Here is a 21,074-nt window from a genome sequence, read left to right on the forward strand (position 1 = left end):
CGGCACCCGAAGCTCACACCACCCTGCGCGAGCGCACGCGATCGCCCGTCCCGCAGGCGATCGCGCGATATGTGGCGAACGCCACGACGACGTCGAACGCGACCGTTCAGCTGTGCCGAAGCTCACACACCTTCCCGGTGCGCAGGCCCACGATGGAGCCATGCTGACGGCGCTTCGCCCACTCTCCCTCCCCACCCACGGCGCGGTCGAGCTGCTGCTCGGCGTGCTCGCCCTCGCCGCCCCGTTCGCGCTCGGCTTCGGCCCGGCCGGCGTGCTCCTGTCAGGCCTGATCGGCGTGCTCGCGATCGGCCTCGCGCTCGACGCGACCCAGCCGCGGGCCGTCGCCGCGCACCAGGGCTTCGACTACGGCCTCGCCTTCGGCGCGGTCGCCGTCGCGCTCCCGCTCGCGCTCGCGGGCGAGGGCACGGCGGCGCTCTTCGTCGCCCTGATCGGCGCCGCGCAGCTCGCGCTCAACGCCGGCACCCGCTACAGCGGCCGCTGACCCGGCCGCCGCCGCGACCACCGACGCATCTCCCTCCGGAACGGCCCGCCTCGGCGGGCCGTTCCGCGTCGCGGAGCCCTCCGACGTCGGCGATTCGTCCGCTCGCCGACCGCTTCGCTCCAGCGCACGGCGGCGCGGCCGACTGACAGGGATGCACTGACGCGGTGCGCGCGTCCCCGTCCCCAGTCCCCACCTCCATGTCCCGAACCATCCCCCGCCTCGCCGCCGTCGCGGCGGCGTCGCTCCTGACGCTCGTCGCCGTCCCCGCCGCCTCGGCCGACGGCACCGTCCGCCTCGCCTCCGAGTCCTACACGGTCACCGAGGGCGACGGCTCCGCCGCGATCAAGGTCGTCCGCACCGACGCCCGCCAGGCCGGCAGAGTCCGCTTCGGCGTCTGGTACGACCGCAGCGCGACCGCCCACCAGGACTACCAGCCGGTCAGCGGGCGCGTCGACTTCGCGCCCGGGCAGACCGAGGCGTTCTTCCACGTCCCGATCGTCGACGACGCGATCGTCGAAGGGCCCGAGACGGTCAAGGTCGGCCTCTACGGCCCGTACCCGATGAAGCTCGGGACCCCAAACCGCGGCAAGCTGACGATCCTCGACAACGACGCCGTCAAGACCGAGCGCGACCCCCTCAACCCGCTGATGCTCGACGTCGCGCCGACCAACGGCAACCCGCTCCAGGGCGCGCGCTTCTTCGTCGACGAGGAGTGGGGACTCGCGCAGGTCGCGATCAGAAAGCACAAGCGCCGCCACCCGAAGGCCGCCGAGCAGCTGCGCGTGATCGCCGAGCAGCCCGAGACCAAGCGGTTCGGCACCTGGACCAAGCGGCCGCGGTTCGAGATCTCGACCTACCTCCAGCGCGTCCAGCAGACCGACCCGGGCTCGGTCCCGCTCGTCGCCACCTACCGGCTCAAGCATCTGCAGTGCGGTGGGGTCAGCGACTCGCGCAAGGACGTCGCCTCCTACAAGCGCTGGTACGACGAGTTCGCCGCCGGGATCGGCAACCAGCGGATCGTCCTCTTCTACGAGATCGACGCGCTGATCACGATGAAGTGCCTCTCGGCCAAGGGCCGCGCCGCGCGGATCGAGGAGCTCCGCTACGCGATCGACGTACTCTCGAAGCTGCCGCACGCGGTCGTCTACGTCGACGCCGGCTCCGGGCTCGCCCACGGCGCGCCCTACATCGCGGCGAAGCTGCGCCAGGTCGGGGTCCGCAAGATCCAGGGCTTCTTCACCAACGCGACCCACCAGAACTGGACGAGCAAGGAGATCAGGTACGCACAGCAGCTGCGGCGGCTGACCGGTGGCAAGGCCCGCTTCGTCGTCAACACCTCCGGCAACGGCCGCGGCCCCGACGTGCCGAAGGACCGCGTCAAGCACGGCAACTCGTTCCGCTGCAACTCGCCGCAGAACGGCCTCGGCCCCAGACCGACCTCCGACGTGCCGGCGAGATACACCGGCCTCGACGCGCTCGTGTGGATCGGCAACCCCGGCCGCTCGGCCGGCAGATGCGCGCTGAAGCTGTACAGACGCGTGCCGCCGACCGGCAGCTTCTGGCTCGAGTACGCGCTCAAGCTGATCGAGAACGCCAACCACGCGATCCGCTAGGCGCCAACAACCGGCGCCTGCGGACGCCGCGCTCCGGTCGCTCCCCGCGATCCGGAATCCCTGCAAGGCAAACATTTCCCAAACCGTCCCATCGCTGCCTGAGCGGTGGGACGGTGTCCGTGTACGGACGTGTGCACGAGGAGGGCACGGGTAACTTCCCGGCGGATTTCCCGACGACTGGGAGGCCGTCGAGCCATGTCCCTCCGCAAGCTGCTCATCCTGCCGTGCCTGGCGCTGCCCGCGCTCGCCGTCGCCCCGGCCGTCGCCGGGGCGGCCGTCCGCCTCACCTCGACGACGTTCACCGTCGAGGAGGGCGCCGGCGCCGCGACGATCACCTTCACCCGCGACGACCCGTCGCGGCGCGGCGAGGTCCGCTACGGCGCCTGGCACAGAAGCGCCCAGCCGCACCACGACTACAAGCCGGTGAAGGGACGGGTCGACCTCGCCCCCGGCCAGCGCGAGGGCTCCTTCCAGGTCCCGATCGTCGACGACCCGCTCGTCGAGCCGAAGGAGACGATCGCGGTCGGCATCTTCGGCACCTACCCGGAGAGAGTCGGCAGACCGTCGCGGGCGCTGCTGACGATCGTCGACGACGACGCGATCTCGACCGAGCGCGACCCGGTCAACCCGCTCGGGCTGAACCCGCCCCCGCCCGGCGGCAACCCGCTGCACGGCGCCCGCTTCTACACCAACCCGCCCGCGACGCTGGCCGGCACGGTCGCGCGCAGAATCCGGCGCAAGCGGCCGGCCGCGGCGAGAGCGCTGTCGGTGATCGCCGAGCAGCCGGAGGCGAAGCGGTTCGGCAGCTGGAACAGGAAGCCCGGCCACGCCGTCGCGCAGTGGCTGTCGGCTGCCCACCACCACGATCCCGACGAGGTCCCGCTGCTGGCGACCTACCGGCTGCGCCACCGCAGCTGCGGCGGCGTCGGCGACAGCCGGCGCGAGGCGGCCCGCTACAAGGAGTGGTACCGCAAGTTCGCCCAGGGGGTCGGCAACCAGCGGGTGGTGATCTTCTACGAGATCGACGCGCTGATCACCGTCAAGTGCCTCTCCCGCCGCGGCCTGCGCACCCGCATCGACGAGATGCGCTCGGCGATCGCGACGCTGGCGGCGCTGCCGCGCGCGGTCGTCTACGTCGACGCCGGCGCCAGCGACGCCCGTCCGCCCCAGAACATGGCCAAGCTGCTGCGCAAGGTCGGCGTCGGGCGGATCCAAGGCTTCTACACCAACGCCACCCACCAGAACAAGACGCTGCGCGAGATCAAGTACGCGAACAAGATCTCGGCGCGCATCGGCGGCAAGCACTACGTGATCAACACGGCGACCAACGGCAAGGGCGCGCTGCGGCCGAGAAACCGCGTCCGCTACGGCAACTCGATCCGCTGCAACGCCCCCGACCGCGGCCTCGGGCCGAAGCCGACGTGGAACGTGCCGGCCCGCTTCGGCCGCCTCGACGGGGTCTTCTGGATCGGCAACCCCGGCCGCTCGGCCGGCAGCTGCGGCAGACTCGACGCGCCGGCCGGCAGCTTCGCGCTCAGCTACGCGCTCGAGCTGATCAAGAACGCCAACTTCCGCCTGCCGCGCTGAGCCGGCGGCGCTGCCCGGCCGCTCGGCGGCAGCGGCCCGCCGGCTGCCCGCCGGCGGGCGGCCGGGGCGCTGACCCCGGCCACCCGCACGAAGCGGTCGGTCAGCCGGTCACGCCGCCGGCCTTGACCTGGCCGGCCGCGACCGTCACCGCGCGCTTGGCGCGGACGATCGCCGCGCCGGGCGCCGTCGCGGTCGCCGTGTTGACCTTGCGCCCGGCGGCGCCTCTCAGCACGCGGGCGGCGAAGGTGATCCGCTTCGTCGCCCCGGCGCCGAGGCGCTGGATCGTCCAGCAGTGGGCGCCGCGCCGCAGCGTCGCTCTCGGCGCGGAGCGGACCAGCGCGATGCCGGACGGCAGGCGGTCGCAGACGCGCACGCCGCGCAGCGCGAAGCCGCTGGCGTTGGTGACGCGCAGCGTGTAGCGCAGCTGGCCGCCGGCGCGCACGACCTGGCGATCGGCGCTCTTGCGCAGGCGCAGCAGCCCGCGGACCTTCGTCGTCGCGCGGCCGAGGTTGTCGCCGGCGTTCGGGTCGGGCTCGTTCCCGGTCACGCTCGCGGCGTTGCGCAGCGTGCCCGCCGCGCGCGGCTGGACGACGATCGCGATCCGCGCCTCGGCGCCCGGCGCCAGCGTGCCGAGCTGGCAGCGGATCGGCACCGTGCGGGTGCAGCTCCCCGTCGTCGGCCGGACCGAACGGACCTTCACGGGGAGGCTCGGCGTGTCGAGCACCTCGACCCCGGTCGCGGTCCCCGGGCCCTTGTTGGTGACGACCAGCGTGTACCTGATCGCTCTCGCCCCGACGACGCGGCCGCGGTCGGCCCGCTTGACGATCGCGAGGTCGGCCTCCTGCGGGATCGCCGGCGGCGCCTCAGGCGTCGGCGGCACCGGCGGCTCGACGCTCGGGACTCTCGTCGTCGTTCTGTTGTTCGGCGTTCTCGGATCCTCCTGGTCGCCCTCGACCTCGGCGCCGTTGACGAGCTCGCCGGGGGCGTCGGCGCGGGCCGAGACGAGCACCTGCGCCGTCCCGCCGGAGGCCACTCTGCCGATCGCGCAGGTGACGGTCGCGCCCTGCAGGGTGCAGCGGCCCTGGCTCGCCTCCGCCGACAGCAGCGTCAGGCCGCTGCCGGCGGTGTCGGTCACCGTCACGCCGGTGGCGTCGCTGGGGCCGGCGTTGCGGACGACCAGCGTGTAGAACAGCTGCTGCCCGACGAGCACGCGCTCGACCGACGGCTGCTTGACGATCGACAGGTCGGCGCGCGGCTCCAGCGGCACTCTGCGGGTGCTTCTGTTGTTGCCCGGGTCGGGATCTCTCGTGTCGCTGGTGACCGTGGCGGTGTTGTCGATCCGTCTGTCGACGGAGCTGGCGACTCTGACGACGATTCTGAAGCTGGTCGTCGCGCCGGCGGCCAGCGTGTCGACCGTGCAGGTGACGGTGCCGCGGGCCAGTCTGCACGCTCTGTCGGACGAGACATGGCTCACGCCGGCCGGCAGCGGATCGCTGACGACGACGTTTCTCGCCGTGCTCGGGCCGTGGTTGGCGACCTCGAGCGTGTAGGTGATCCGCTCGCCGGGGATCGCTCTCGCCCGGTTGGCTCTCTTCACGATCGAGAGGTCGGCGAGCTCCTCGATCGGGGTCGGGGGCGTCGAGCGGTTGTTGCCGGGGTCGGGATCGGGCGTTCTGCCCGTCACCGTCGCCTCGTTGACGATCGTGCCGGTCGCCGAGGCGGCGACGGTCGTGCCGATCTGGATGGTCTGGACCGCGCCCGGCGCCAGCGCGCCGAGCGCGCAGCTGACGACCTGGCCGCTCGCGGTGCAGCCGGCCGGCACGCTCGTGACCGTCAGCTGGGACGGCAGGGTGTCGGCGACGACGACGTCGCGGGCGGTGCTGGGGCCGTCGTTGCGGACGGTCAGCGTGTAGTCGAGCGGCTGACCGGGATGGGCCGGGCTGGCGCTCGGCACCTTGACGATCGAGAGGTCGGCGGAGCAGACGACCCGCGCGAGCGTCTCGTCGCCGGGGTCGACGGTCGTCGGATCGTCGGAGTCGACCGTGATCGGCGGGAGCGCCCCGACGGTCAGCGTGCCCTGCGCCTGGTTGGCGGCGTTCACGTCGCAGCCGTGATCGGGGCTGACCCGGACGCGCGCGGTGATCGTGACCGTCTCGCCCGGCATGATCGGACCGCTGACGGTGAGCGTGTCGCTGTCGGCGTAGCTGCTCGGCGTGCCGAAGGCGGTCGGGTCGACCGTGACGCCGCCCGGCACGTAGCTCATGCCGGCCGGGAGCACGTCGGAGAATCTGAGCGTGCCGGCCTGCAGCGCGCGGCTGGTCGCGCGGTAGGTGTAGACCAGCTCGCCACCGGCCGTCACGGTGCGCGGGCTGACGTCCTTGGTCAGCGCCAGGCCGTTGGCGCAGGAGGCGGCGTCGACGTTGCTGGCCGCCGGCGCGGGGCCGAGCGCGTCGATCGTCTGGCCGGCGATGTCGATCGCGAAGATCGCCTGCGGCACGGTCGCGGTGTTGTTGTACGCGAGCAGCGTGCCGTCGGGCAGGAACCACTGGCCGCCGGCGATGTGGCCCGGCGCGACGATCGGGCCGGCGGTCACCGTGCCGGTCGCGAGGTCGACGATCAGCTCGTGGGTGCCGGCGCCCTTCGTCGTGTAGAGCTTGCCGTCGATCGGGCTGACGGCGACGTCGGCGCCGACGACCGAGGCGTCGGCGGCCGAGAGGGTTCTGACGACTCTCGGCGTCGGGCCGGAGATGTCGTAGATCGCGCCGGTGGTCGTCGCGTTGCCCCAGACGAAGAAGGTCCCGTCGGCGAGGATCGCGCCGACGATCATCGCGTGGGTCGGCGCGCCCACGGGCTGCCCGATGTCGGTGAACAGCGGTCTGCCGGAGCCGTCATTCTCGATGCGGACGAGGCTTCTGCTGGTGTTGTCGACGGCGTACATGAAGCCGTCGTGCGGGCGGAAGGCGAGCGCGTTGATGTGCGTGCCGGTCGTCTGCCCCAGCGTCGTCAGCGCATACGAGCCGTCCGGCTGTCTGTCGGCGCGCTGGAAGAGCGTGTTGCCGCCGGTGCCTCTCGTGTCGAACTGCGTCACGTACCCGGCCGCGTCGCAGCTCCAGGGCGCCGCGCTCGCCGCGGGCGCCGCGGCCCCGGCGGCGACCGTCATCAGCGCGGCAGCGAGCGCGGCGCGGCGGACGCGCCGTCTGCGGCCACGCGGCACCGTGGGCGCGGCCCCTCCCGCGCCTCTCCGCAAGATCCTTGCCATCGTGTCTCCCGTCGTCGCGGGCCGACGGCATCCAGCCTCGGCCCATGTCGAAACACGGCCCCGCCGCTGCGACCGCGAGGCCCACCAGCGGCCATCATAGTGACAAGGAGTCGAAGCGGTAATCGAGCGCGCACCTGACAGTGAACGCAATCGTTCACTGACATGTTCGGCTCCGCGATTATCTACATAAGCGGTGGAGGATTGGTGAGCTCTGGCGAATTATGGGCGCGCGCGAGCCGCCGCCGCAGAGCGCGCCCGCTAGGCGGTCGCGGGCGCTCTGCTGCCGACGGCGGCCAGCACGCGGTCGGCGATCGCCTGGCCGGTGAAGCCGACCTCCTCGTGCAGCAGCGGCGGGGCGCCGTGGGTGACGAAGCGGTCGGGCAGGCCGACGCGCAGGATCCGCGAGGCGATGCCGCTGTCGGAGAGCGTCTCCCAGACGCCGGTGCCGAAGCCGCCGGTCAGCACGCCCTCCTCGATCGTCACGAGCAGGTCGTGCTCGGCCTGCAGCTGGGCGACGAGGCCGGCGTCGATCGGCTTCGCGAAGCGGGCGTCGGCGACGGTCGCGCGGATGCCGTGGTCGGCCAGCAGCGCGGCCGCGTCCAGCGCCTTGCCGACGCCGCTGCCGTAGCCGAGCAGGGCGACCTTGCCGTCGCCCTCGCGCAGGATCTCGCCGGTGCCGATCGGGATCGCCCGCGGCGCCGCCGGCAGCGGCGTGCCGACCGCCTCGCCGCGCGGGTAGCGCAGGGCGATCGGGCCGTCGTCGTAGAGGAGCGCCGTGTGCAGCATGTGGACCAGCTCGGCCTCGTCGCGCGGCGCCATCAGCACCATGTTCGGCAGCGCGCGCAGGTAGGCGATGTCGAAGACGCCGTGGTGGGTCGGTCCGTCGTCGCCGACCAGTCCGGCGCGGTCCATCGCGAAGACGACGTTCAGTCTCTGCAGGGCGACGTCGTGGACGATCTGGTCGTAGGCGCGCTGGAGGAAGGTCGAGTAGATCGCGGCGACCGGCTTGCAGCCCTGCAGCGCCAGGCCGGACGCGAACAGGATCGCCTGCTGCTCGGCGATGCCGACGTCGAAGTAGCGCTCCGGCAGCTCCTTCTGGAGGATGTTGAGGCCGGTGCCGGAGTTCATCGCGGCCGTTATCCCGACGACCCGCTCGTCGCGGCGGCACTCCTCCACCAGCGCGTTGCCGAAGACCTGGGTGTACTGCGGCGGCTTCGCCGGCGCCGCCGCGCCGGCGGTCGGCTTCGCGGCGGGCGCGGACGGCGCGGGCGCGCCGTTGGCGATCGACTTCGGCTTGGCGGCATGCCACTTCTCCATGCCCTCCAGGCCGCCCTCCTCGGACGGCGCGAAGCCCTTGCCCTTGACCGTCGAGATGTGGACGACGACCGGGCGCTCGGCCGCGATCGCCTCGCTCAGCGCCTCGCGCAGCGCGTGGACGTCATGGCCGTCGATCACGCCCATGTAGGCCCAGTCGAGCTCCTCCCACAGCATCCCCGGCGCCCAGAAGGCCTTGATCGACTCCTTCAGCTGCGGGCCAAGGTGGGCGAAGCGGTCGCCGATCCCGGCCGGCAGCTTCGTCAGGAACTCCTCGCCGCCCTCGCGCGCCTTCCACAGCTTCGGGTTGAGCCGCACGCGGTTGAAGTAGCGCGACAGCGCGCCGACGTTCGGCGAGATCGACATGCCGTTGTCGTTCAGCACGACGACCATCGGCGTGCCGAGGCCGCCGGCCTGGTGGATCGCCTCGAAGGCGACGCCACCGGTCATCGCGCCGTCGCCGATGACGGCGACGACCGCGCCGTCCTCGCCCTGTCCCCGGCGCATCGCCTCCTTGAGGCCGACGCCGTAGCCGATCGAGGTCGAGGCGTGGCCGGCGCCCATGATGTCGTGCTCGGACTCCTCGATCGCGCAGAACGGCGTCAGGCCGCCGTACTTGCGGATCGTCGCGAGCTGGTCGCGGCGGCCGGTGAGGACCTTGTGGGGATAAGCCTGGTGGCCGACGTCCCAGAGGATCTTGTCGCGCGGCGACTCGAGCACCGAGTGGAGCGCGACCGCCAGCTCGCAGGTGCCGAGGTTGGCGCCGAAGTGGCCGCCGATCTCGCCGACCGTCTCGATGATGTGCTCGCGCACCTCCTGCGCGAGCTGCTGCAGCTGCTCGTCGGAGAGGCCCTTGAGGTCCTCAGGCCCTTCGACGCGCGGGAGGATCGGTTCGCTCATGACGTTCGCGTGTAGATGAAGTCGGTGATCTGGGCCAGCTCGGCCGCGCCGCCGGGAGCGGCCTTCGCGAGCGCCGCGCGGGCGCCGCGATGCGACTCGGCCGCCAGCTCGCGCGCCCGCTCGAGGCCGAACTCGCTGACGTACGTGCGCTTGCCGAGGCGCTCGTCGCTGCCGTGGGTCTTGCCGAGTGCGTCGTCGTCTCCGACGACGTCGAGGATGTCGTCGACGATCTGGAAGAGCACGCCAAGCTCGTTCGCGAAGCTGCGGAAGGCGTCGATTGTCGCAGGTCCCCGCGTCGGGTCGAGCAGCAGCGGGCACATGATCGAGGCGCCGATCAGGCGGCCGGTCTTGAGCGCGTGCAGATGGCGCAGCCCGTCGGCCCCCTCCGGCGCCGCGTGCGCGACGTCGAGGTACTGCCCGCCGACCATCCCGTTGATCCCGGTCGCCGACGCCAGCTCGCGCACCGCCGCCAGGATCGCCGCCGGCTCGCCGCGCTGCTGCTCCAGCACGTGCCGGAACGCCTCCGCGTAGAGGCCGTCGCCGGCGAGGATCGCGACGTTCTCGCCGAAGGCGCGATGGCAGGTCGGCCTGCCGCGGCGCAGGTCGTCGTCGTCCATCGCCGGCAGGTCGTCGTGGATCAGCGAGTAGGTGTGGATCAGCTCGAGCGCCGCTGCGATCGGCAGCACCTCGGCCGCGTCGCGCCCGAGCGCCCGCGCCGTCGCGAGCGCCAGCACCGGGCGGATCCGCTTGCCGCCGGCCAGCAGCGAGTAGCGCATCGCCTCCTCCAGCCCGGCGACGCCGGTGGTCGCCGCGTCGGCGAAGGTCAGCCGCTCGAGGTAGCGCTCGACCTCGCGGCGGAGGTCGTCGGGGTAGGCGTCGCCGCTCATCGGGGCGGTCTCGGCGGGGGCGTCGGTGCTCATGGCGTTCTCTCGCGTCAGCTGGTCTGCGTCGGAAGGGTCGTCTGACCTGGCGCCGGCGGGTCGGCGGCGGCGCGCACGCGCCGGTCGAGCTCGTTCGCGGCGTCGCCGGCGACGCGCGCGCACTCCTCCACCAGGCGCGCCGCCTGCTCGGGCTCCAGCTCGCCGCCGCGCAGCCGCGCGGCAGCCTCCTCGAGCTGGCGGGTGAAGTACTCGAGCTGGTCGACGCTCGTCATCGCGGGACGCCCCCCTTGGGCCGCCGGTCGGCGCCGTTGCCGTTGCCGCCAGCGGGCGCCGGCCGCTGCTCGCGCAGGATCGCGGCGAGCACGCCGTTGACGAATCTCGGCGCCTCGGCGCCGCAGTAGGCCTTCGCCGTCTCGACCGCCTCGTCGATCGCGCCCTCGGGCGGGATCGGCCGCTCGGCCGGGACGTCGGAGGGATGGAGCATCTCCAGCAGGCCGACGCGCATGATCGAGCGCTCCAGCGGGGCGATCCGCTGCAGCGTCCAGCCCTCGGCATGGCGGCTGATCAGCCCGTCGAACTCCGCCTGGCGGGCGAGCGCGGCCTCGGCGAGCGCGCGCGTGAACGGCGCGGCCTCGCGCGAGAGCGTCTCGTCGAGCGGACGCCCCGTCAGGTCGTGCTGGTAGAGCGCGAAGACCGCCTCGCGTCGCTGATCGCTTCGACGAGCCACGGCGGCGCGCTACGCGCGGGACACGTAGTCGCCGGAGCGCGTGTCGACCCGCACCTTGTCGCCGATGTTGACGAACAGCGGCACCTGGATGCGCGCGCCCGTCTCCAGCGTCGCCGGCTTCGTGCCGCCGCCCGACGCGGTGTCGCCGCGCAGGCCCGGCTCCGTCTCGGTGACCTCGAGATCGACGGCGCTCGGCAGCTGGATGTCGGCGGGAACCCCGTCGATCGACAGGAGGTCGACCGTGTCGCTCGGGCGCGTCCACTGCAGCGCGTCGCCCAGCGCGGCGACCGGTATCGCCGTCTGCTCGAAGCTCTCGGCGTCCATGAAGTGGGCGTCGGTCTCGTCGGCGTAGAGGAACTGCATCTTGCGGACCTCGGTGCGGACGGCACGGAACTTCTCGCCGGCGCGGAAGGTCTTGTCGAGCATCGCGCCGTCGCTGGAGCGACGCAGCTTCGTGCGCACGAACGCGGGACCCTTGCCCGGCTTGACGTGCTGGAACTCGACCACCTTGTAGATCGTCCCGTCGACCTCGACGTGGTTGCCGTTCTTGAGCTGGTTCGTAGAAATCATCCGACCGGGGATTGTAGGCGTGTCGGCCGGCGGATCGCGCCCGGTCGTCAGCGGGCCTGCGAGCGCGGCCGCGCCGCGTGGCGGCGCCGGACGCGTCAGGCCCACGGCAGAGGCGACCGCCGCGTGGGGCCGGCGCTCCCCGGACGGGTAGCCTCGCGTCGGTGCGACCGGCCCGTCCGCTCCCGCTGCTGGCACTCGCGCTCGCCTGCGCGGCGGGCGTCGCGGCGGCGTACACGCTGCTGGTGCGGACCTACCACGGGCAGCGGCTCGACCAGGGCGCCTTCGACGGCCGCTCGCTCGCGACGCCGGGCGCCCACGACGCCGCCCAGCAGCTGCTGACGACGATCAGCATCGGCACGCTCGCGCTCGCGACCGCGGCGCTGATGGTCCAGGCGGTCGTCCGCCGCCGGATCGAGCTGGCGCTCGTCGCCGGGACCGTGATCGGCGGCTCGGTCGTCACGACCGAGGCGCTGAAGCGGCTGCTGCCGCGCCCCGACCTGCTGATCGACGGGCGGATCTGGGAGAACAGCTTCCCCAGCGGCCACGCGACGGTCGCCTTCGCGGTCGCGGTCGCGGCGACGCTCGTCGCGCCGCGGCCGGTGCGGCGGGCGGTCGCGCTCGTCGCCGTCCTCTACGGCGCCGCGATCGGGATCGCCGTCCTCGCGGCCGGTTGGCACCGTCCGAGCGACGTCGCCGGCGCCTACTTCGTCGTCGTGCTCTGGGCCGCCGCGGTCGCGCTCGTCGACAGCCGTGCCGCGCGCCACGCGCGCGACGCCTCGCGCGCGCCGCGGCCGGCGATCGCGCGCCGCTACGTCGTGATCGGCGGGCTGCTGCTGCTCGCCGGCTACCTCGCCACGCTCGGGATCGTCGCCGCCGGGCGCGCCGGCGCCGTCGACTGGTCGGCGGTCGACGGGGCCTTCGCCGGCGCCTGCGTCACGATCGCCGGCCTCGCCGCGATCCTGATGGCGGCGCTGCTGGCCGCGATGCGTGCGGCGCTGCCCGAGCGGCGCGACGAGCCCGAACGCCGTTCGTCCAGAACCTTCGCCGGCCGCTGACGGGTCGGTTACGGTGGCCGCGGCGCGGCGCTGCCGAGCCCTCCCCCGACATACGCTCCGCCGCGATGCACCGCTTTTCGACGCTCTGGGCGCACAAGGACTTCCGCTGGCTGTTCCTGAGCCAGACGATCTCGACGACCGGCGACCGGATCGTGCTCGTCGCGCTCGCGCTGCTGGTCGCCGAGCGGACCGGCTCGACCGCCGACCTCGGGCTCGTGCTCGGCGCCTACACCGCGGCGCAGATCGGCTTCCTGCTGCTCGGCGGCGTCTGGGCCGACCGCCTCCCCCGCCACCGGATCATGCTGTCGACCGACCTGATCCGCGGCTCGCTGCACGTGCTGCTGGCGCTGCTGATCCTCGCCGACGCGATCGAGATCTGGCAGCTCGTCGCGATCGAGGCGCTGTTCGGCGCCGCCGAGGCGTTCTTCCGGCCGGCCTTCAGCGGACTCGTCCCGCAGACCGTCCCGGAGGAGCTGATCCAGGAGGCGAACGCGCTCAACCACCTGACGCAGACGCTCGCCGAGTTCGCCGGGCCGGCGCTGGCGACCGCGCTGGTGCTGACCGTCGGCACCGGCGCTGCCTTCGCGGTCGACGCGGCGACCTTCTTCCTCAGCGCCGCGCTGCTCGCGTTCGTGCGGCCGCGCGAGCGTGGCGAGCCGGCCCGGCGCACCTCGCTGCGGCGGGAGCTGCTCGACGGCTTCCGCGAGGTCCGCTCGCGCACGTGGGTGTGGGTGACGATCGCCGTCTTCTCCTTCCAGCTGGTCGGCGCCTACGCGCCGTACGTCGTGCTCGGCCCGACCGTCGCCGGCGAGCACTACGGCGATCCGGCGCGCTTCGGCTGGCTGGCCGCGAGCGTCGGCCTCGGCACCGCCGTCGGCTCGCTGCTGGCGCTGCGCTGGCGGGCCGGCCGGCCGCTCGTCGCCGGCATCCTGCTCGTGCTGCCGTTCTGCCTGATGCTCGTCGTCTTCGCCGCCGGCCTGCCGTTCGCCGCGCTGCTGCCGGTCGGGGCCGCGACCGGCGTCGGCGTCGCGCTGTTCGGCGTCTGGTGGCAGACGACGCTCGCGGAGCGGATCCCGCCGCGGGCGCTGTCGCGCGTCACCTCCTACGACTGGATGGGATCGCTGGCGCTGCTGCCGGTCGGCTACCTGCTCGTCGGCGTGCTCGCCGACGAGCTCGGGCCGACCGAGGTGATGGCGGCCGGCGGCCTGCTCGCGACCGCCGTGCTGCTGCTCGGGCTGCTGCCGCGCGAGACGCGCGCGCTCGGCCGCGACGCGCCGCCCGGCGCGCAGACGACCGCGGAGGGCCCCGGCGGGGAGGCCGCCGAGCCGCTCAGCCGATGACCGTCAGCTCCTTCGACAGCGTGCTGAGGACCTCGCGGCCGTCGTCGGTCACGAGCACGAGATCCTCGATCCGGACCCCGAGCGCGCCCGGGAGGTAGATCCCCGGCTCGACCGTCACGACGTTGCCGGCGGCGAGCGTCGCCGTCGACGCTCTCGACAGCCGCGGCGCCTCGTGGACCTCCATCCCGACGCCGTGGCCGAGGCCGTGGCCGAACCGCTCGCCGTGGCCGCCGACGGCGATCAGGTCGCGCGCGACGGCGTCGGCCGCTCTCGCGCTCAGGCCCGGGCCGACCGCGGCCAGCCCGGCGAGCTGCGCTCTCAGCACCAGCTCGTAGACGTCGCGCGTCTGCTGGTCGACCGTCCCGGTCGCGTAGGTGCGGGTGCAGTCGGAGCAGTAGCCGTCGAGCTCGGCGCCCCAGTCGATCACGACGAGCGTGCCGGCCGGGATCTCGACGTCGCGCGGCGTCGCGTGCGGCAGCGCGCCGTGGCCGCCGGCGGCGACGATCGTGTCGAAGCTCGCGGCGCGCGCGCCGAGCCGCTGCATCTCGTGCTCGAGCGCCAGCGCGACCGCGCGCTCGGTGCGGCCGACGAGGCCCTCCTCCAGCACCCGCTCCAGCGCGGCGTCGGCGAGCTGCGCCGCGGCGCGGATCCGCTCGACCTCCTGCGCGTCCTTGACCAGCCGCAGCTGCTCGACCAGCCCGCCGGCGGGGACCAGCTCGACGCGCTCGGGCAGCAGCTCGCGCAGCCGCGCGTGCGTCTTGACCGACACCTGCGCGTCGTCGAAGCCGAGCTTCACCGGCCCGTCGGGCAGGCCGGGCGCCACCTGCTCGAGCAGGTCGGTCTCCCCGATCACGCGCTCGTAGCCGTGGACCTGCTCCTCGGCCTGCGTCACGTAGCGGAAGTCGGTGACGAAGCGGCGCAGCCCGTCCGCGCCGACGACCGTGATCCCGTTGGAGCCGGTGTAGCCGGTCAGGTAGCGGACGTTGACGAGCCGCGTGACGAGCAGCGCGTCCAGCTCGCGCTCGGCCGCGAGTGCGGCGAGGCGGTCGGCGCGGGTCGCGGTCTGGCTGGCGGTGCTCATGCGGCGGCATCCCCTCTCGGCTCCGGGTCCAACGCCTCTCGTACCCGTTCGAGCGCGTCGCGGTACCCGTCGGCGCCCTTGCCGGCGACCGTCGCGACGCAGAGGTCGCGGATCACCGACAGCTGGCGCCACTCCTCACGCGCGTGCACGTCGGAGAGGTGGACCTCGACGCTCGGCAGCTGGGTGATCTCCAGCGCGTCGCGGATCGCCCACGAGTAGTGGGTCCACGCCCCCGGGTTGAGGATCAGCCCGTCGGCCAGCTCCGAGGCGCGGTGGAGGTACTCGACGAACTCGCCCTCGTGGTTGGTCTGGAAGAACTGCACCTTGAGGCCCAGCTCCTCGGCGAAGCCGGAGATCTTCCGCTCCAGCTGGTCGAGCGTGAGCGCGCCGTAGTGGTCGGGGTCGCGGCGGCCGAGCTGGTCGAGATTGACCCCGTGCAGGACGGCGACGCGATCCCGGCGGCTCACGACGCCCCGCCCCCGGTCTGCGCCAGCTCGCCGACGGCGGCGCGCAGCTCCTCGTCGCCGACCTGGCAGCCGGGGCGGGCGGCGCCGGGGCCGTCGAGCAGCACGAACGGGACCGGCTGGCCGGTGCGCCGCTTCTTGTCGCGCGCGGTCGCGGCGACGACGGCGTCGAGATCGACCTCGGCCGGGTCGATCCAGACCGGCAGCCCCCTGGCGGCCAGCAGCGCGGCGACCTCGTCGCGCAGCTCGTCCTGGCCGGAGAGGCGCAGCGCGGCGAGCAGGCCGAGGCCGACCGCCTCGCCGTGGCGGTAGCGGGCGTAGCCGGTCACCGTCTCGATCGCGTGGCCGACGGTGTGGCCGAGGTTGAGCACCTGCCGCACGCCGCCGTCGCGCTCGTCCATCGCGACGACCGCGAGCTTCGTGCGGGCGCACTCGAAGATCGTGTCGGCGTCGGGGTCGGCGCCGGTGCGGACCCGCTCCCACAGGTGGCCGCCGGCGATCAGCGCCGTCTTGACGACCTCCGCGTAGCCGGCCGCCGCCTCCTCGCGCGGGAGCGTCGAGAGCGTGTCGACGTCGACGACGACCGCGCTCGGCTGGTGGTAGGCCCCGACGTAGTTCTTCGCGCTCGGGAGGTCGACGCCGGTCTTGCCGCCGTAGGCCGAGTCGACCTGGGCGACGAGCGTCGTCGGGATCTGGACGACCGGGACGCCGCGCTGGTAGGTCGCCGCGACGAAGCCGGCGAGGTCGCCGACGACGCCGCCGCCGAGCGCGACGAGGTGGTCGCTCTGCGTCATGCCGTGCTCGCCGAGCGCGATCCACACCTGCTCGGCGGTCTGCAACGACTTGTTCGTCTCGCCGGCCGGGATCTCGATCGTCGCGGCCAGCTCGCGGCCGAGGCGGTCGGCGTAGCGCGGGCCGACCTGGTCGTCGGTCACGAGAAAGCCGTTGCCGCCCACCGGCGAGAGCGTCGCGCCGAGCAGGCCGCGGCCGACGAAGACGGGATAGTCGCCCGAGGCGCTCGTCGCCCACAGCAGGCGCGTGCCCGCCGGCGCGTCGGCGAGCGCGAGGATCGACGGCAGCGCCGCGTCGATGCGGTCCCTGCGGTCGGCCGGCAGGACGACGTCGGCGGCGGCCATGTACATCGGCCGGCGGCGCAGGTAGAGCTCGCGGAACTCCTGCGGGTCGCGCGCGAGCGGGCGGCCGCGGCCGGCGGCCCGCTCCCACGCGACGTTGACGTCGACGTCGAGCAGGATCGTCGTGTGGCCTCTCAGCGCGTTGCGGATCCGCTCCGAGTGGAGCGCGCCGCCGCCGAGCGAGAAGACGCCGCCGCGGGCGGTCTCGAGCAGCTCGCCGACCAGCTCCTCCTCCAACGCGCGGAAGGCGGCCTCGCCCTGCTCGGCGAAGCAGCGGTCGATCGGCATGCCGAGCCGCTCGGAGATGCGCGCGTCGGCGTCGACGACCTCGACGCCGAACCGTCTCGCGAGGCGGCGCGCGGCGGTCGTCTTGCCGGCGCCCATGAAGCCGACGAAGACGAGCGCCCGGTCGTCCGGGAGCACCGGCTTCGCGGCGTCGCTCACCGCGTCCACCCGATCCGCTGCTCGTAGGCGGCGACGGCCTCGCGCACGTCGTCGATGTGGTCGCCGCCGAACTTCCTGCGGTAGGCGTCGGCGAGCACGTGCGCGAGCATCGCCTCGCCGACGACGCCGGCCGCCGGGACGGTGCAGGAGTCGGTCCGCTCGCGCAGCGCCTGCGCCGGCTCCTTCGTGTCGATGTCGACCGAGCGCAGCGGCTTGGTCAGCGTCGGGATCGGCTTCATCGCGACCTTCACGACGACCGGCTCGCCGGTCGTCATGCCGCCCTCCAGGCCGCCGGCGCGGTTGGTCTCGCGGTAGTAGCCGCGCTGCTCGTCGAAGAAGATCTCGTCGTGGGCCTGGGAGCCGGGGACGGCGGCGACGTCGAAGCCGTCGCCGATGCCGACGCCCTTCATCGCCTGGATCGACATCATCGCCATCGCGATGCGGCCGTCGAGCCGCTCCTCCCACGAGACGTGCGAGCCGAGGCCCGGGTGGACGCCGAAGGCGATCACCTCGAAGATCCCGCCGAGCGACTCGTTGTTCTTGCGCAGGACGGTGATCTCCCTGACCATCGCTCTGGACGTTTCGTCGTCGAGGCAGCGGACCGGGCTGTCGTCGACGCCCTCGAAGTCCTCGACGGTGAGGGGCTTGTCGCGCGCGGGCGCCGTGATCGACGTGATGCGGGTGACGTGCGAGCGGATCTCGACGCCGACCGCTCTCAGGAACGCCTTCGCGAGCGCGCCGCCGGCGACGCGGGCGGCCGTCTCCCGCGCGGAGGCGCGCTCGAGGATGTCGCGCACGTCGCCGGTGCGGTACTTCCAGGTGCCAACGAGGTCGGCGTGGCCGGGGCGCGGGAGATGGACCTCGGGGATCTCTCTCTCGACCGGCCAGGGGTTCATCCGCTCCTCCCAGTTGCCGTAGTCCCTGTTGGGGACCTGGAGGGCGACGGGGCCGCCGAGCGTGCGGCCGTGGCGGACGCCGGCGGTGACGTCGGCGCGGTCTCTCTCGATCTTCATGCGGCCGCCGCGGCCGAAGCCGAGCTGGCGGCGCGCCATGTCGCGGTTGATCGCGTCCTGCTCCAGCTCGAGGCCGGCGGGAAGCCCTTCGACGATGCAAGTGAGGCCGGGACCGTGCGACTCGCCGGCGGTGATGAGACGGAGACCCATAGGGCGTGAAGGTTAGATGGCTGACCGTGGCGGAGGCTTCGCCGCGAACCGCGGGTCAGATCCCCTTGCCGGGGTTGAAGAGGCCGTGCGGGTCGAGCGCCCGCTTGACGGCGTGGTTCAGCTCGGCCGCCTCCCCCAGCTCGCCGTCGAGGAAGCCGCGCTTCAGGAGGCCGACGCCGTGCTCGCCGGTGACCGTGCCGCCGAGGTCGAGCGCCAGCCTGACGAGCGCGGCGAAGGCCGCTCTGGCGCGGGCGACCGAGTCGGGGTCGCGGTGGTCGAAGACGATCGTCGGGTGCATGTTGCCGTCGCCGGCGTGGCCGAAGGTGCCGATCGTGACGCCGTGCTCGCCGGCGATCCGCTCGATCCCGTCGAGCAGCGCGGGAATCTGGCCGAGCGGGACGCCGACGTCGTCGAGCAGCGTCGCGCCCTGGTGCTCGAGCGCCGGGTAGGCGAGCCGGCGGGCGGCCATCAGCATCCGCCCCTCGGCCTCCTCGTCGGTCGTCAGCGCGAGCGTCGCGCCGGCCTCCTCGCACCATCTCGCCATCTCGTCGACCGCTCTCAGCGCGGCGGCGCCGCCGAGGTCGGAGCGGGCGAACAACAGCGCGGCGACGGTGTCGTCGAGCTCCTGCGGCGCCATCCGCTCGACGGCCTGGATCGTGGTGCGGTCCATCAGCTCCAGCACCGACGGGGTCGCGTTGCGGCTGATCTTCGCGATCGCCGCGCCGGCGGAGCCGAGCGTCGGGAAGCTGGCGGCGAGGGTGGCGGAGGAGCGCGGCGGCGGGATCAGCCGCACCGTCGCCTGCGTCACGATCCCGAGCGTCCCCTCCGAGCCGCAGAAGAGCGACGCGAGGTCGTAGCCGGCGACGCCCTTGCGGGCGCGGCGGCCGACGCGAACGGCGCGCCCGTCGGCGAGCACGACCTCCAGGCCGAGCAGCGCGTCGCGCGTGACGCCGTACTTGACGCAGCAGAGGCCGCCGGCGTTGGTGGCGATGTTGCCGCCGATCGTGGAGAACTCGTAGCTGGCGGGATCGGGGGCGTAGAAGAGGCCCTCGCGCTCGGCCGCCTCGCGCAGGTTCAGGTTGACCAGGCCCGGCTGGACGGTCGCCAGCAGCGATGCGCCGTCGAGCTCGACGACGTCGGTCATCCGCTCCAGCGAGACGACGAGGCAGCCGTCGATCGCGTTGGCGCCGCCGGAGAGCCCCGAGCCGGCGCCGCGCGGGACGACCGGCACCTGATGGCGGGCGGCGGCGCGGACCGCCGCCTGGACCTCCTCCGTCGTGCGCGGCCGGACGACCGCGGCCGGCATCCCGGCCGGCACGAGCGCCGGCGCCGCCTGGTCGCGCCGGTAGGAGGCCAGCACCTCCGGATCGGTCACGAGGTCGCCCGCGGGCGGTCCGCTCGCGAGGTCGTCGAGCAGGCGGTCGGCGGCGGTGGCGGCGGTCATGCGTTCCTCTCTCCTGCGGGCGCCGCCTGCCCGGCGGCGGCGTCGGTCGTGTCGTGGGGCGCGGCGGGGGTGGTGGCGTGCGGCGCGGCGGCGGCCGGGCGGGCGGCGGCGGCCGGGCGGGCGGCGGCGGCCGGGCGGGCGGCGGCGGCCGGGCGGGCGGCGGCGCGGTAGAAGCCCATCACGTGGTCGCGCACGAGCAGCTCGGCGTCGCGGGCGTCGCCGGCCTCGACGGCGGCGAGGATCGCCTCGTGCTGGCGGACCAGCCTCGCGGCGGCACGCGCGGGCGCCGGCTGCGCGGCGAGCGCGTCGCGCAGGTGCGACGAGATCGAGTCGCGGACGGCGAGCATCACGAGCTGCAGCGCCTCGTTGCCCGAGGCGGCGACGAGCGCGACGTGGAAGCGCACGTCGGCCTGCTCGAAGGCGGTGGCGTCGCCGACCGCGGCGCGCATCTGCTCGATCGCCTCGCGGGCGTCGGCGAGGTGGCCGGCGGGGCGTGTGCGCGTCGCGGCGGCGGCGACGGCGGCGGACTCGAGCGCGCAGCGCAGCTCGACGAGGTCGCCGAGCGGGACGCGGCCGAGCCGCAGCAGGTGGACGAGGCTCTCGCGCACCGGGCCGGTGCCGAGCTGCTCGGCCGCCGGGACCCGCAGCGGCGCGGTCGGGGCGGTCGCCACGGCGAGCCCCTGCGCCTGCAGCGCGCGCAGCGCTTCTCGGACGGTCGTGCGGCTGACGCCGAACTGGGCGCAGAGCTCGCGCTCGGTCGGCAGCTCGTCGCCCGGCCGCAGCCTCCCGTCCAGGATCGCGTCGCGCAGCTGCTGCGCGACCTGCTCATACGCGGGATTGCGCACGACCGTCGTCGCCTGGAATGCCATGGCCGCACCCTACCTGGTGGACTGCTGGTCTGACAAGCAGGCAAGGGAATGTGGCCGCTCGCTGCGCGGCACGCGTCAGCGGTGCCGGCTTCGCACGACCAGGGACCTGCGGCTAGCCGAGGTACCAGTCGAGCACCGGCTGGCCGGCGAGCAGGGCGGCGACGGCGCCGACGGCGAGGAAGGGACCGAACGGGAAGGTCGTGCGCCGGCCGGCGGCGAGGCCGTCGCGGGCGATCACGGCGACGCCGAACAGCGCGGCCGCGACGAACGCCAGCAGGAGCGCGACGGCGACGGTCGGGCCGAGGCAGAGGCCGATCAGCCCGGCCAGCTTCACATCCCCCATCCCCATGCCGTCGGGACGGGCGACCGCGGCGAGCAGCAGGAGCCCGCCGGCCGCGGCGCCGGCGGCGAGCTGCGCCGGGAGCGCGGCGGGATCGGTCGCGAGGCCGATCGCGACGGCGGCGATCGCACCGGGGCCGGTCAGCCGGTTGGGGATGACGCGGCGCTCGACGTCGATCAGCGCGATCGGCACCAGGAGCGCGACGAGCAGGACCCCGAGCAGCGCGCTGCGCAGATCGTCGGCGAACAGCGGCGACAGCGCCGCCGCGGCGACGCCGCCGAGCAGCGCGCCGGCCGCGAGCCGGGCGGGGCCGCGGCGAGACGGGGGACGAAGCCGGCCTGAAGAGCGACGATGCGCCATCGCCCGGCTGATCGGCCGCAGCCGCGCG

The 21,074-nt window shown here is 73.9% G+C and carries 18 protein-coding genes; 5 read left to right on the plus strand and 13 right to left on the minus strand.

The window, feature by feature from the left end; all coding sequences use genetic code 11:
- Positions 1 to 160 precede the first annotated feature (160 nt).
- From BDZ31_RS22050 to BDZ31_RS22060, 3 genes are all read left to right on the plus strand, one after another.
- Positions 161 to 502: a hypothetical protein gene (locus tag BDZ31_RS22050; protein WP_183345222.1), complete on the plus strand. Its 342-nt coding sequence runs from the start codon at positions 161 to 163 to the stop codon at positions 500 to 502.
- A 197-nt stretch (positions 503 to 699) separates the two neighbouring features.
- Complete coding sequence (locus BDZ31_RS22055; RefSeq protein ID WP_183345224.1) at positions 700 to 2,115, plus strand: glycoside hydrolase family 6 protein; 1,416 nt, start codon at positions 700 to 702, stop codon at positions 2,113 to 2,115.
- A 195-nt stretch (positions 2,116 to 2,310) separates the two neighbouring features.
- Complete coding sequence (locus tag BDZ31_RS22060) at positions 2,311 to 3,702, plus strand: glycoside hydrolase family 6 protein (RefSeq protein ID WP_183345226.1); 1,392 nt, start codon at positions 2,311 to 2,313, stop codon at positions 3,700 to 3,702.
- A 100-nt stretch (positions 3,703 to 3,802) separates the two neighbouring features.
- Here the strand turns inward: BDZ31_RS22060 and BDZ31_RS22065 are convergent, their stop codons facing one another.
- The 6 genes from BDZ31_RS22065 to efp form a co-directional block, all read right to left on the minus strand.
- The gene (locus BDZ31_RS22065; protein WP_183345228.1) at positions 3,803 to 6,961 is read right to left on the minus strand and encodes a DUF11 domain-containing protein; all 3,159 of its coding nucleotides are present in this window, start codon (positions 6,959 to 6,961) and stop codon (positions 3,803 to 3,805) included.
- Positions 6,962 to 7,219: 258 nt separating this feature from the next.
- A complete protein-coding gene (dxs, locus tag BDZ31_RS22070) occupies positions 7,220 to 9,175 on the minus strand; it encodes a 1-deoxy-D-xylulose-5-phosphate synthase (protein WP_183345230.1) in 1,956 nt (651 codons plus the stop codon).
- Positions 9,172 to 10,095 (minus strand): polyprenyl synthetase family protein, encoded by a 924-nt coding sequence (locus BDZ31_RS22075; protein WP_246345791.1) that lies wholly within the window; start codon positions 10,093 to 10,095, stop codon positions 9,172 to 9,174. The genes dxs and BDZ31_RS22075 overlap by 4 nt, the downstream gene beginning before the upstream one ends.
- Before the next feature lie 14 nt (positions 10,096 to 10,109).
- Entirely contained in the window at positions 10,110 to 10,328 is a 219-nt protein-coding gene (locus BDZ31_RS22080) for a hypothetical protein (RefSeq protein ID WP_183345232.1), read from the minus strand.
- Positions 10,325 to 10,783, minus strand: a complete 459-nt coding sequence (gene nusB, locus BDZ31_RS22085) for a transcription antitermination factor NusB (protein WP_183345234.1) — start codon at positions 10,781 to 10,783, stop codon at positions 10,325 to 10,327. The genes BDZ31_RS22080 and nusB overlap by 4 nt, the downstream gene beginning before the upstream one ends.
- Positions 10,784 to 10,792: 9 nt before the next feature.
- Positions 10,793 to 11,353, minus strand: a complete 561-nt coding sequence (efp, locus tag BDZ31_RS22090; RefSeq protein WP_183345236.1) for an elongation factor P — start codon at positions 11,351 to 11,353, stop codon at positions 10,793 to 10,795.
- A gap of 161 nt (positions 11,354 to 11,514) precedes the next feature.
- On the opposite strand from efp, the gene BDZ31_RS22095 reads away from it, so the two are divergent.
- Positions 11,515 to 12,408 (plus strand): phosphatase PAP2 family protein, encoded by an 894-nt coding sequence (locus BDZ31_RS22095; RefSeq protein WP_183345237.1) that lies wholly within the window; start codon positions 11,515 to 11,517, stop codon positions 12,406 to 12,408.
- A 65-nt stretch (positions 12,409 to 12,473) separates the two neighbouring features.
- Positions 12,474 to 13,748, plus strand: a complete 1,275-nt coding sequence (locus BDZ31_RS22100; RefSeq protein WP_183345238.1) for an MFS transporter — start codon at positions 12,474 to 12,476, stop codon at positions 13,746 to 13,748.
- Here BDZ31_RS22100 and BDZ31_RS22105 read toward each other — a convergent pair.
- From BDZ31_RS22105 to BDZ31_RS22135, 7 genes are all read right to left on the minus strand, one after another.
- Positions 13,738 to 14,829: a M24 family metallopeptidase gene (locus tag BDZ31_RS22105; RefSeq protein ID WP_183345239.1), complete on the minus strand. Its 1,092-nt coding sequence runs from the start codon at positions 14,827 to 14,829 to the stop codon at positions 13,738 to 13,740. The two genes, BDZ31_RS22100 and BDZ31_RS22105, sit on opposite strands and share 11 nt — an antisense overlap.
- A complete protein-coding gene (locus tag BDZ31_RS22110) occupies positions 14,826 to 15,296 on the minus strand; it encodes a type II 3-dehydroquinate dehydratase (RefSeq protein ID WP_183345240.1) in 471 nt (156 codons plus the stop codon). Before BDZ31_RS22110 ends, BDZ31_RS22105 begins: the two co-directional genes overlap by 4 nt.
- Positions 15,293 to 16,870 carry a bifunctional shikimate kinase/3-dehydroquinate synthase gene (locus tag BDZ31_RS22115; protein WP_343075672.1) on the minus strand — a complete coding sequence of 526 codons (1,578 nt, stop codon included), beginning with the start codon at positions 16,868 to 16,870 and terminating at the stop codon, positions 15,293 to 15,295. The genes BDZ31_RS22110 and BDZ31_RS22115 overlap by 4 nt, the downstream gene beginning before the upstream one ends.
- A complete protein-coding gene (gene aroC / locus BDZ31_RS22120; RefSeq protein WP_183345241.1) occupies positions 16,867 to 18,033 on the minus strand; it encodes a chorismate synthase in 1,167 nt (388 codons plus the stop codon). Before aroC ends, BDZ31_RS22115 begins: the two co-directional genes overlap by 4 nt.
- A 55-nt stretch (positions 18,034 to 18,088) precedes the next feature.
- Positions 18,089 to 19,477: an FAD-binding oxidoreductase gene (locus BDZ31_RS22125; protein WP_183345243.1), complete on the minus strand. Its 1,389-nt coding sequence runs from the start codon at positions 19,475 to 19,477 to the stop codon at positions 18,089 to 18,091.
- A complete protein-coding gene (locus tag BDZ31_RS22130) occupies positions 19,474 to 20,346 on the minus strand; it encodes a FadR/GntR family transcriptional regulator (protein WP_183345245.1) in 873 nt (290 codons plus the stop codon). Before BDZ31_RS22130 ends, BDZ31_RS22125 begins: the two co-directional genes overlap by 4 nt.
- 112 nt (positions 20,347 to 20,458) lie before the next feature.
- Positions 20,459 to 21,046, minus strand: a complete 588-nt coding sequence (locus BDZ31_RS22135) for a prepilin peptidase (RefSeq protein WP_183345247.1) — start codon at positions 21,044 to 21,046, stop codon at positions 20,459 to 20,461.
- Positions 21,047 to 21,074 lie beyond the last annotated feature (28 nt).

The sequence above is a fragment of the Conexibacter arvalis genome, assembly GCF_014199525.1.
In the GTDB taxonomy this organism is placed as follows: Bacteria; Actinomycetota; Thermoleophilia; order Solirubrobacterales; family Solirubrobacteraceae; genus Conexibacter; species Conexibacter arvalis.